15 protein-coding genes are annotated in these 11474 nt (G+C 50.3%); 14 read left to right on the top strand and 1 reads right to left on the bottom strand.

Annotation, left to right across the window (positions count from 1 at the left end):
• Positions 1-116 precede the first annotated feature (116 nt).
• Positions 117-551 (bottom strand): hypothetical protein, encoded by a 435-nt coding sequence (locus ACLW56_RS10010; RefSeq protein WP_330983633.1) that lies wholly within the window; start codon positions 549-551, stop codon positions 117-119.
• A gap of 107 nt (positions 552-658) precedes the next feature.
• Between ACLW56_RS10010 and ACLW56_RS10015 the strand changes: the two genes are divergently transcribed.
• The 14 genes from ACLW56_RS10015 (at position 659) to ACLW56_RS10080 (ending at position 11470) form a co-directional block, all read left to right on the top strand.
• Complete coding sequence (locus ACLW56_RS10015; protein ID WP_330983634.1) at positions 659-919, top strand: transcriptional regulator; 261 nt, start codon at positions 659-661, stop codon at positions 917-919.
• Positions 916-1404 carry a toxin YdaT family protein gene (locus ACLW56_RS10020; RefSeq protein WP_330983635.1) on the top strand — a complete coding sequence of 163 codons (489 nt, stop codon included), beginning with the start codon at positions 916-918 and terminating at the stop codon, positions 1402-1404. Before ACLW56_RS10015 ends, ACLW56_RS10020 begins: the two co-directional genes overlap by 4 nt.
• 49 nt (positions 1405-1453) lie before the next feature.
• Complete coding sequence (locus ACLW56_RS10025) at positions 1454-2242, top strand: hypothetical protein (RefSeq protein WP_330983636.1); 789 nt, start codon at positions 1454-1456, stop codon at positions 2240-2242.
• Positions 2239-3882, top strand: a complete 1644-nt coding sequence (locus tag ACLW56_RS10030; protein ID WP_330983637.1) for a DUF4942 domain-containing protein — start codon at positions 2239-2241, stop codon at positions 3880-3882. Before ACLW56_RS10025 ends, ACLW56_RS10030 begins: the two co-directional genes overlap by 4 nt.
• A 1-nt stretch (position 3883) precedes the next feature.
• Positions 3884-4564, top strand: coding sequence for an antitermination protein (locus ACLW56_RS10035; protein WP_330983638.1), 681 nt, complete (start codon positions 3884-3886; stop codon positions 4562-4564).
• A 36-nt stretch (positions 4565-4600) separates the two neighbouring features.
• Entirely contained in the window at positions 4601-4822 is a 222-nt protein-coding gene (locus ACLW56_RS10040; protein ID WP_330983639.1) for a hypothetical protein, read from the top strand.
• Between the two features lie 85 nt (positions 4823-4907).
• A complete protein-coding gene (locus tag ACLW56_RS10045; protein WP_330983640.1) occupies positions 4908-5192 on the top strand; it encodes a hypothetical protein in 285 nt (94 codons plus the stop codon).
• Positions 5193-5218: 26 nt separating this feature from the next.
• Positions 5219-5488, top strand: a complete 270-nt coding sequence (locus ACLW56_RS10050) for a hypothetical protein (protein ID WP_330983641.1) — start codon at positions 5219-5221, stop codon at positions 5486-5488.
• 212 nt (positions 5489-5700) lie between these two features.
• Positions 5701-5991 carry a hypothetical protein gene (locus ACLW56_RS10055; protein WP_330983642.1) on the top strand — a complete coding sequence of 97 codons (291 nt, stop codon included), beginning with the start codon at positions 5701-5703 and terminating at the stop codon, positions 5989-5991.
• Complete coding sequence (locus tag ACLW56_RS10060) at positions 5975-6274, top strand: YdaE family protein (protein WP_330983643.1); 300 nt, start codon at positions 5975-5977, stop codon at positions 6272-6274. The genes ACLW56_RS10055 and ACLW56_RS10060 overlap by 17 nt, the downstream gene beginning before the upstream one ends.
• Before the next feature lie 187 nt (positions 6275-6461).
• Positions 6462-6839: a hypothetical protein gene (locus tag ACLW56_RS10065; RefSeq protein WP_330983644.1), complete on the top strand. Its 378-nt coding sequence runs from the start codon at positions 6462-6464 to the stop codon at positions 6837-6839.
• A gap of 123 nt (positions 6840-6962) precedes the next feature.
• Positions 6963-9950 carry a RecE family exodeoxyribonuclease gene (locus ACLW56_RS10070; RefSeq protein WP_330983645.1) on the top strand — a complete coding sequence of 996 codons (2988 nt, stop codon included), beginning with the start codon at positions 6963-6965 and terminating at the stop codon, positions 9948-9950.
• 5 nt (positions 9951-9955) lie between these two features.
• A complete protein-coding gene (locus tag ACLW56_RS10075) occupies positions 9956-11077 on the top strand; it encodes a RecT family recombinase (protein WP_330983646.1) in 1122 nt (373 codons plus the stop codon).
• Between the two features lie 39 nt (positions 11078-11116).
• Positions 11117-11470 (top strand): DUF977 family protein, encoded by a 354-nt coding sequence (locus ACLW56_RS10080; RefSeq protein WP_330983647.1) that lies wholly within the window; start codon positions 11117-11119, stop codon positions 11468-11470.
• Positions 11471-11474 lie beyond the last annotated feature (4 nt).

Raw genomic sequence — 11474 nt, forward strand, 5'->3', positions numbered from 1 at the left:
GGGGGGCATGAAGCCCTGAAACGAAAAAACCCGCCGAAGCGGGTTTAAATTTTTGGTACAGCTTGTCGAGCTTGTAGCGAAGATTAGGACAATTTTATTCAGCATTCAAGTGAACACTAAGGTTTTTTAATTCCAAACTTAGCAAAATACTCTTCCACGCGCTGATCGTAGAAGCGTTTTCTGTCTTCCATCGCTTTAATGAAGTCATCGATTTCGCTGTCAGGTAATGCCTTGGCTAGCTCGAGCAATTTGATCAACCGAAAATCGAGATCTAATAAGGTCTGACTCGAAGTTTGCTCTACCTCGTACGGTTCGTCCAGGTACATTTCAGGCATGTCGTATGTACCCTCTAACCTTCTGGCGGCCTTCTCCCCAAAAGACGCCCTGCCACCGATTAGCTGAGAGATATAGCTGCTTTCTTCGCGCGGAACCGTACGATTTTCGAACCACTCTTTAAGTCTTTGCTGTCGAATCTCTTTAATATCCATAAGGGAACACTTCGTTTTCAGTTGGTTTTGAAGTAAATCATTCGTAAAAAGCTGACGAATCACGCATAGGTTCGTTCGTAAATTTTTATTAATATTTTTATTTCAAACAAACACTTCATTTTTTAGTAAAACATTATTAAAATAACCATATCTTTAATAAGAGGTGTTCTATGGATTTGAAAAGCTATTACGATGATCTTCCTAGGGGTGAGCGTTACAAGCTCGCTCACGAGTTGAACATGCCCCCAGCCTATCTGTCTCAGATAGCGTCAGGATATGTCAAAGTACCCCCTTCTCGCGCACTAGCAATCGAGAAGGCCACGAATGGGAAAGTTACCCGAAAGGACCTTCTTCCTTCCGACTGGTGCAAATACTGGCTCCCATCTGAACTTGAGCATACAGAAAGCCAGCGTCATGGGGTTGAACAATGAAGATCAGCCCTATTGTCATGAACTCAGCATTGACCGCCTGGTCTGCTGAAATAACTCAGGAAACAGCTACGCGATTAATTACGGCCACCTTTCTATCAAGTGCACATAGGCCTGAGCTTCAACTCCATCGCATTGAACTGGAGGATGGGGTTGTCGATTATGCTGCCTGGCGTCGCAACCGCATATCAATTTTTCAGCGCTGGCGTAAATGCCAGACAAGTGAACAGTCCAAGAAATTTGAATTACTGACCCCGTTTATTCTTGAATCGATAAGACACGAGAACGCTGAACTTTACGCCATGGTAACTGCAGGTAGCAGCATCCAGTACCTTGCATCCCGCCTTCTAAGAGAGAACACGGATGCGGTCAATGCGGCGTTGTTAGGGGCACCGTTGCGGGATTTTGAAAAAGAATGTGATGAAGCTGAACTGGCGATAACAGCGCTACGTGACGCATATCGTCACCAGCAGAGACATGACCAATGACCAACGTTTTAAAACGTAACTTCAGCAGCGTTACGTAGCAGAGGCTCCTATGGCAAACACCTGGTTACGCCTGTGGCATGACATGCCAAATGACCCCAAATGGCGAACAATCTCGCGCATTTCCGGCCAGCCGGTATCGCTTGTCCAGGCAACCTATATCCATATTTTGGTTAGCGCGTCACAGAATGTCACGCGAGGTCACACTGATGTCACGAATGAGGATTTAGCCAGCGCACTAGACGTGACTGAGGATGACATTTCATCAGTTATCGGTGCGATGCAAGGGCGTGTCTTAGATGGTTCGTATGTCAGTGGTTGGGACAAACGGCAGGTTAAGCGAGAGGAGAGCTACAGCCCTGAAAACCCCGCCATGACTGCTGCTGAGCGAAAACGGAAACAACGTGAAAGGGAGAGAAATCGGAACGGTGTCACGAATGGTCACGATGAGTCACGCGATGTCACACCAGATAAAGATAAAGATAAAGATAAAGATAAAGATCTAAAAACCAATATGTTCGAAAGCGCCTGGTCTGCTTATCCAAAACGATCTGGTAGCAACCCTAAAAACCGCGCCCAAGAAAGTTGGAATGCCCGGCTCAAAGAAGGGGTTCTTCCCGAAACTATGATTCAGGGAACTGAGCGCTACCGCTTGTTTTGTGATTCTGAGAAAACCACTGGCACCAAATTTGTTATGCAGGCCCAGCGTTTTTTTGGCACGAGCAGAGAGTTTGACAACGAGTGGGCCGTGGCTTTCGATCCGCTACTCACCATCAGCATGCCAGATGACCGGATTCCTCCCGGATTCCGTGGGCATGTACCAGAAGACCAAGAGACATGACCATGACTGACCAAGTTTTCAACCCGGATGAATTTTTCGCACCAGCGTCCAGTGACCTGGTGGACAACCTGCTGGGCAGATATACCCTCGAACGTCAAAAAATCGAATCACTGGCGGCCATACTGAGCGATAACGACTCTCAGGTGGCAATAGGCCACTTCCTGAGTGGAAATCAGCGTGATGAGCGTTACAGGAGCTTTCCTGCGATTGGCGATCTATTCTCACGCGACGGAGCAATCTCACACCTAAACGCCGCATACTGGCAGAAGGCGCTGCTACTGACAGACGTGCTTGATGTCATGCCTGCAGCCAGGCGGGAGGAGTGGAACGACAGCATCCGTGAGATGGGCACCCCAGAATTTGAGGAGGAGACCGTCAGGGCTACGCTGAAGGACATGCTCAGTTCTCGCGCCAAATTTTTTGGGGAACGTGTTGACGGTATTTTTCGCGCTCTTTCCGGCGAGCACGTCACGAACCGACCAGAGGGCTTCAGCAAGCGCATGATCTTGTCATGCGTGTACGATCAATGGGGTTTTACGAATTACAAGATGGTGAATTACGTACTGGACCTACGTCAGGTTATCGCGAAGTTCATGGGGCGTTCGGAGCCATCATACGAATTGACGAACAAATCCCTGAAGACCGCACGCGATTACCCTGGAACGTGGATCTCGATAGATGGCGGTGAGATGCGTATTCGTGCATACCTCAAGGGCACAGCTCATTTTGAAATTCATCCAGATATAGCCTGGCGGCTGAACTGCATTCTGGCAAGCCTGTACCCGATGGCTATCCCACCAGAATTCCGCGCAAAACCGAAGAAAAAAATCAAAGATTTTGTCCTGATGCAGAACGTTCTCCCAGTGGCGGTTTTGCAAGATTTGTGCAGTCTTGAAATCGACGCGTATCGCCCAATCCAACGTCACAAGTGGGAAGATCCGATAGAGCCAAAAACGCATAACCCATTTAACCGGATATTTCGCGGTTATGGCTCTACTGAAGACCGTCATGTACGTAAGGAATCAGAAAGAATTCTCTCGTCAATTGGTGGCGCTAAGCTCTTCAGCGGCAACTGGTCATGGTGGGAATTCGAATACGATCCTACTCGCGTAATAGCTGAAATTATCGCATCTGGTTGCGTGCCTGATGACAAAAGCCACCAGTTCTACCCTACCAACCCAGAGCTGGCGGAATACTGCGTTCAACTGGCTGGCATTGAACCCCACCACACTTGCCTGGAGCCAAGCGCGGGAATCGGCGGCATTGCGGAGTTCATGCCCGTTGACCAGACTATTTGCGTAGAAATATCCCCGCTGAAATGCCAGGTGCTCGACAGCAAAGGCTTCCGTGTATACCAGGCGGACTTTTTAAAATGGGCATCCGTCAATGGCGGTTGCTTCGACCGCATTGTGATGAACCCACCGTTCAGTGATGGCCGGGCACTGGCGCACCTGCAGGCCGCCGCTGCTCTGACCAAAACAGGGTCGGTAATTGTTGCAATTCTACCGGCGGGGATGCGCGATAAGGGTGTGCTACCGGATGACTGGAACTGCACCTGGTCTGATACGCGTGCGGGAGAATTTTCAGGAACAAGCGTGTCAGTAGTGATTCTGACGGCAGAACGGCAATGGAGAAAATAACATGCGTCTGAAATATGCGATCACTATCGGCGACCCGAAATCGGCACAAATTGTTGCGTATCAGGCCCGCTCAACTGGCAATAGCCACCTGACCCGCGAGGATATTGTGATCTCGCTGGGAATTACGCAATCCCGGTGCAGAACAGGTTTGTCCCTGATTTACGCTAAATACACAAAAGATCCATATGCAGCAGCAACGGCGCTTTCCGGTCTGGTGCAATACGCTTCGGACAATTACAAAAAATTCCTCCCTGCCGGAACATCAGGGAATGTTCAAGAAGCATTGTCCGCCCTCGCATCGCTCGCTATCGAAGAGTTTTGCAGAACGGCCGATACACCGGGAGCGAAATGCCGTTGCGGTGGCAGAGGACAAGTCTGCGATCTGAAAAAAACGAAGCAAAAAAATCGGCTGATACTAAAGGACTGCCCAAGGTGCAAAGGTAGTGGTTTGAAACCAATGACCGAAACGAGGTGTCATCACGCCCTGTTTAAGATCCTGGGTATTTCCCAATCCACTTATTCACGCTACTGGTCCCCCCTCTATCAGGCGCTCATGACTTGGTGCTATCGACAAGAGGCTGAGGCAGAAGATAGTTACAATTCGCTTACATCGCTTCGGCCAAGGATTGCGGAAGCCCCTGGCTATACCCGAAAGGAAGCTGGCAAACAGGATCACTCTTAGAGGAGTGAACTTCTTAAGTCAAATTGAGGGTTACATATGATTCACAAGGCAGTAAATCAATTACCAGATATCCCAGAAAATCTGTGTTGCTCTGGTGATGCACTGATTGCCTCTGAGTTCGTCGATGTAAGGGATTTACTCGTACGAATGCATAGTGATGAACCAGCGGTAAGAGATAGCGCTCGCAAAATTCTGGTAAATTTCATCTGCACAGCAGAAAGGCAGAAGCATACACTAATCAAAGATGAATTTTTTTAATAAAATTTTAGTAATTTCACTTGCCATAGGTTAGTAATCATTTAAAATAACCTCATAGACAAACTTCTATGAGGTTACAAAAAAAATGCAAATCACTATCCTGGACGAGCAACTCAACGCGGTGGAGATCTTCACCGAGCAAGACCTCACCTCTGCGGTGAAGGCTTCACAGTCAGCAGTACTGGAAGCAGCTCTGAACGGCAAAAAATTCACTGCAGTTAACGAAGATGGAGAAAGCATTCTGGCCGTCGACTTCGAGGCAATCATCCCAGCAGGTCCGGCATCAAACACCAACGTCAAATTTGAAGGTTACGAGCGTGACCAGCTCGGTGATGACCTCCCTACTTTTTCCGGCGTTTTTGGTTTTTAACAGACCAACCAGCAGAGGCATGACCAATGACCACTAAAAATGGAAATTCAGCACTACAACTGGCCACCAAACTTTCAGGATTTCATGCAATGGCTTTAAAGATTGCATGTGTGTTAGAGGAGCTGGATTTGGCACGCAGCGGCGTAATTGACGTCAAACATAATCTGGATGATGCAGAAGAAGCCCAAAAAGCCCTCGATGGACTTACCGTCGCCCGTGACTATTTGCAACGCAGTAAAGACCGCTGCAATGAGGAAACTGGGCGATTAAGGTCTCAACTACATGACCTTGGCTAATTATCTCGCCCCTGCAACGGGGAAAATTAAAAAGTGAATTTTGTGGTGTGGTGAATTGCGGCTTAGCGCACGCGGTACAGTTAAAAATGCCAACAAGTCCTTATTGTTTGGGTGGAAAAGTAGCCGGCGATATTTGTTAACTGGTTATCGTCACCGGGAGGCACCCGGCACCACACCACAAAATTTGTTTAATCACAGCAGAGACATGACCAATGAAAGTAAATTTAGAATTGGAAGCAGATAATATTACCATCAGGCCAGATAGCTCAACAAAATTAAACGTTGATATTGATGGTGTTAATGTGGTGAACGTGATTGATGAAATCTCAGAAGCCGAAGGCGGAATTAACAAAATGCTGGAATTAATCGGCATTGATAATATAGCCGAATGGATTTACACCGAAGCTAAAGTTTCGGAGGCTCTGGGTTACTTTGACAACGAAGAAATTATTAATCACCTCAGAACTCAAGGCGTGGAGGTTAGTGATGAATCTACAGATTAGGAGCACCGCTGACCTGATGCGCAAGCCAGCGCAGACACAGGCCATCTCGCTATCATGGATTGGTGTCAAAGTCCGCCTGTTGTGTTACACGCTGGCACAGAAAGGCGACCCAGACAGGGAGTTCATCGAATGCCAGTACCACCTGTGCCAGAACGATGTTGAAAAAGAAAAGGCAGTAAAGTCCAGGCTGCACTTCCGCTCCGGAACAATGTGGCTGAGCGAAGAGCGGTTGTATTGCTGTGACCGCTGCGCCGAGTGCGACCAGATGGCAAACGAACCGTAATAAAGATTCCGCAGCCAGCGGGCAATAATAACAGCGAGGGTAGCCGCCTGACCAACGGCCTCGATACTCCGGAGACCTGTTATTCATTGCAATATCTGAAAGCGTCAATTAATTGGGGCTTTCCAATGTTGCAAAAATATGTGCCAGCAATGGCATGGGATTCTATTACCTAAAGAAGGAAAATTGAATGAGCATCAAAACGAAAGAAATCGCAGCCAAGATTGAATCTCTTACAAGTCAATTCCCTCGTTATGCAGGGCTTGAAATTGATGGCGAGTTAGCAGGTTATATTTGCCAGAACAATTCAGACAGCGGATTAATTAAACCATTCTCTCTTGTCGGTATTGATGGGAAAAATGTTGGCGATTATTGCTGTATGGACCATGCAGTAAGAGCTGCTGCTCAAAATAAATATCCTGATGCAGGCGTGCTAGTTGGCGATGCCGACAAAGCTGGTGTGCTCAAAAAAATGCTCTTAATGGGCCTGCTCGGGGCGCTGGCTGAAACTTTTTCAGAAAGCGAAGAAGAAAGTAATAAAGAAAAAAGCCCGCACGAGGCGGGCTGATTCCAAATTTTACATCTCTCGATGTGCAGGTCGGCGACCAAACCGACCAGCAGAGACATGACCAATGACCACCGAGGCGGACACTGGACGCCTCTATTCTACACGGAATGAGGAAAAATAGTAATGAGTGAGAAAAAACCGTACTTCATCCATCACAGGGCGAAGAAACAAAGCGGCGAGCCAACTGCTGTGTTTTGGGAATCTGCGATGACTGACACCCGCGCCCTGCGCGATGCAGAGAACGCGCTGGAGGATGCAGGCAAAGACGCCGGAAACTACTTCCGCCCGGTCGTGACGAACTTCCCGGTAGTGGACGAGCTGCCGGAGGAAGGTGAAATTGATTTCGACTGGTGCAACTTCTTCCAGCTCGGCGACGACGGTATGACCTGGGCGGTTATCCCTGGCGCAGTACGTGAAGAAAAGGTTGTGGCCGGTATCGACACTACCATCGTCGATGGCGTAGACACGAACACAGGTGAAATCATCGATGTCGATAAAGCCGGTACCGTGGACACAACAGCAACCGTCACCGTCGAAAACGGCCTGGTGGTCGATGAAAGCGACGACAAGAACACCCGCTACGCCGTAGTTACCCTGCCGTTCCGCAAACGCCTGATCGCCCAGTTAACCGCAGACCAGAACGCCACAGAACAGCGCCACCACGTCACCCGCGCGGAGCACGCAGCTATCACTGCTATCGAAATGGACACGGATAACTCGTACGTTCAGAACCTGCTGCTGGCCGGTGAGCAATTCGACGAACTTAAAAATTGTGATACCAAAGACCTGCGTCGTTACACCGACGCGGTGCAAAGAGCGTTTCTTCGCGAGAAACGGCATGAACTTGGCACGCTGCTGAAATTCACAAAAATCTGGCTCGCTACCGATTACCTCGACCGCGGCATTCTGGTGCATGAATGGGAGGCTGGTAATCGTATCAGCGAAGTGCCACACACCAGTACCGACGGCGGCAACTCCACCACACCACCTTTACAGGATGCAGCCCCCTACAAACGCGCTGTCTCCCAAAGCATGGCGAACCTTCAAATAGAGGTTGCGGTCGCGCTGCTGTACCCGGAGGCAGAGCCAGGAAAAGTTTCTCGCCCGCAGCTCGCCGGAGCAAAAGCGCTCGTGGAACGTAACGAAGATGTTTTCGACATTGCCCTCAAGGTGCTGGGGAAAACCACCGACATTCTCGATTTTAATGCCGACACCATTTTCCTCGTCACCCGGGCAATCGAATGGAATTCTGGGAAAACTTACTTCGAACTCCGCGCACTGACTCGTGACTGGTTCACGGAGAACGGCGTCTATGAAAATGGCGAGCGCTGCAAAGGCTATCCGGAATGGAATGAAGACCCACGCTCAGCGCGTAACTCCGCGGATTCAAACACCACGCAGCAACCGCAAATTGAAAACCTCGGGGCCGGAGTCTTTTCGGTTGAAAATCTCATGGGTGAACAATCACTCAATGAGTCCGAAAAGCAGCAGGATGTTAATAAGCAACTTGCTGCAGGACGTGGGGAGTTTGTGGAGGGCATCAGCGACCCTGAAGCCTCGAATTGGGTTCACGAGGACCTGGCAAAAACCGCCTCAAATGAAGGCGAAAAAAGTGAAGTGGAGACCACCAGCGATGTGCAGATTCAAGAAGCTGTCATTGATGAAGAACAGGCTGGTGATGCGCTGCAGGCAGGCAAAAGCCGTGGTGAAGCTGGTGAAGAAACAACTGCCGTAGAACCGACTGCATCAGAAATTTTGGCAGCTAACGCACCACATCTCGCGAGCCAGGATCAGGAAGAAATCGAGGCAGAAGTAAAGCAATGGCCAACCCACTTTGAGCCAGGCCGATACGAAAATCTGCCAAACGACGTTTACCACGCCGCCAACGGCGTGAGCAGCACCATGCTGAAAGATGTGCGCATCAGCCCGATGTTCTACTGTGGCCGCCACGTCACCAAAGCAATCCCGCGCACGCAAAACGACGCGATGAAACGCGGTACCGTCGTGCATGGCTACGTGCTGGAACCTGAAAAATTCCACGAGGAATTTGCGGTACCGGCAGAAATGCCCGACGGCGTGGTCTCCACCACCGGAGATCTGCAGGCCATCATTAAGGAATACAACGCCAGTCTGCCAGCGCTAATGACTCCGGACGAACTGAAAGGCTGGATTGAAGCGTACAACAACGATTTGACTCCCCCGCTTTCGCTCAGTGGCAGCGCCGAAGAAACTGGCCTTCTGTACATGTCCCTGCCTGAAGATTTCCAACGCCTGCCTGCCGACACTAAGCAAACGGCTACACAGCAGAAGGGCTGTATCAAAGAATACAACGCCAGCCTGCCCGCGCTGCTCAAGACCAGCGGCACTCGCGATCAACTTCTGGACCAGATTGCCACTGTCGCACCGGATATGGCTGCTGCCGAACGCGCCAAATTTGTGCCATACAACTTCAGCGGCACGAAGGAGCAACTCACCGAGATTGTTCGCACACTGCGCCCGGACGTGATGACCGCTGACGACTGGCATAAACAGCAGGAAATCGCCGCCGCCGGCAAAATCATGATCAGCCTGGATATGTACGAACAGGCCAAAAACATCAGCGCTGCTCTGCAGGCCCACCCGAGCGCCAGCCGCCTGCTAAACCACCCTGCCCGTCAGTCGGAAATCAGCTATTTCGGGTTCGATGAAGAGACAGGCCTCGAAGTGAGAGTGCGTCCCGACCTGGAAATCCAGCTCCCTCATTCCCGTATCGGTGGTGATCTGAAGACCATCAGCCTGGGCTATGTGAAGCAGGAGAACTTACGAGCCCGTCTGCACCGGGAAATCATCGACCGCGATTACCACTTGAGCGCCGCCATGTACTGCGACGTTGCAAACCTCGATCAGTTCTCCTGGATTTTCGTCTGCAGGGATGAAGGGTACCACTGGATTGCGGTCGTTGAAGCGTCTGTTGACGAACTTGAGTTGGGCCGTCTGGAATACCGCCGCGCCCTGCAAACCATCAACGATTGCACGATGTCCGGAAGCTGGCCTGCGCCAATCACTGATGACTATACCGATGAACTCAACGACTACGACCTGCGCCGCTACGAAGCGTTGAGCGCGATGTAAGGAAAATGATGATGACTAATTACTCTGAAGACCAGCTCAACGCTCCGACGACAATTACTGCCAGTAACGCAATATTCAATGTGCCGATGCTCACTCAGTTAACGGCGTTTGCAAACCTGATGGCTGACTCTCGCGTTTCAGTTCCGGAACACCTGGCCGGGAAACCTGCCGACTGCATGGCAATCGTGATGCAGGCCATGCAGTGGGGAATGAATCCCTATGCTGTTGCACAGAAGACTCACCTGGTCGGTGGCAAACTCGGCTATGAGGCCCAACTGGTCAACGCAGTTATCTCAAGTTCCGATGCCGTTACCGGGCGTTTCCACTACAAGTACGGTGGCGACTGGTCAAAATGCACAGGCACCAAAGAAGTCACGGTAAAGAAACGCGGGAAAAATAACAGCGAATACACAACAACAGAACGAATCAGGGCCTGGAATGACTCTGACGAAAATGGGGCATTCGTTCAGGTAGGTGCTGTTCTCCGTGGAGAAAGAGAGATCACCTGGGGTGAGCCAGTCTATCTCTCCAGTGTGGTTATCCGTAACTCCCCACTCTGGGTAACTAATCCCAAGCAACAGATTGCTTATCTGGCCCTCAAATACTGGGCACGCCTGTATACGCCTGACGTCATCCTGGGTGTTTACACGAAAGAGGAGCTGGAAGGCCATCTCGAAAAAGAGATCAACCCATTATCAGCAGCTGATCGCGTTAACATCCGAGCGATGGATGAAAGTCCAGTAATCGACACTTCTGATGCGATTCAGACGTTTTACGAAGAGCGTGACTCATGGGGTAGCGATTTCCGCCAGCGCATCGAGGATGCGGAAAGCACTGAGGTAACAACCGAGCTTCGCCAGGAGGTTGAGGGTAAGAGAAATTCAATCGGTATCGATCTGTATACCGAGTTGAAAGGCAAGGTTGTTGGCCGACACCATCACCTGAACGCCGTGATGCGCATCGAAAAACAGATTAACGACCTCCCGAACCCAGATGAACCGGACGCGGCGGATAAGTTCCAGGCGCTGGAGAATGCGCTGAACGCCGCTAAACAGCACCTCGGCGAGCTGTTCGATGGCTACACCCTCACTCTCAACGACATGAAACCGGAATACATCGGCGCATAACAGGAGACTGGCGGCCGGTAACGGTCGCCTGTGATTTCTATGACTGGACAACATTCAGAAGAAACGAAGAAAACGCGAGTGCGCCAGATTATCGATCTGGCTAACGAGCAAGGTCGGGTCACTCCCGGGCAGATTGCCAAGATGTTTGATGTCTGCCTGGAGACTGCAAACCGGTATCTAACCCTGGCGGCTAAGTCCGGTGAAGTTATCCGGCTTAGTAAATGCGGCGTGTTCTGTGATGAAAAAGCTATTGCTGAATTTAACCGCCAGCGCAGCCCGGCCACGAAATACCGCAACAAGCTCCGCAAAAACACAGAAAACGTGATTTTCCAGGAATGCCGTCGCAGCCCTGCGATGCAGCGTGTCCTCTCCTTCTACGGGGTGAACGTATGAAAAA

This window comes from Pantoea sp. sgz302252 (genome assembly GCF_047713085.1).
Classification (GTDB): Bacteria; Pseudomonadota; Gammaproteobacteria; order Enterobacterales; family Enterobacteriaceae; genus Scandinavium.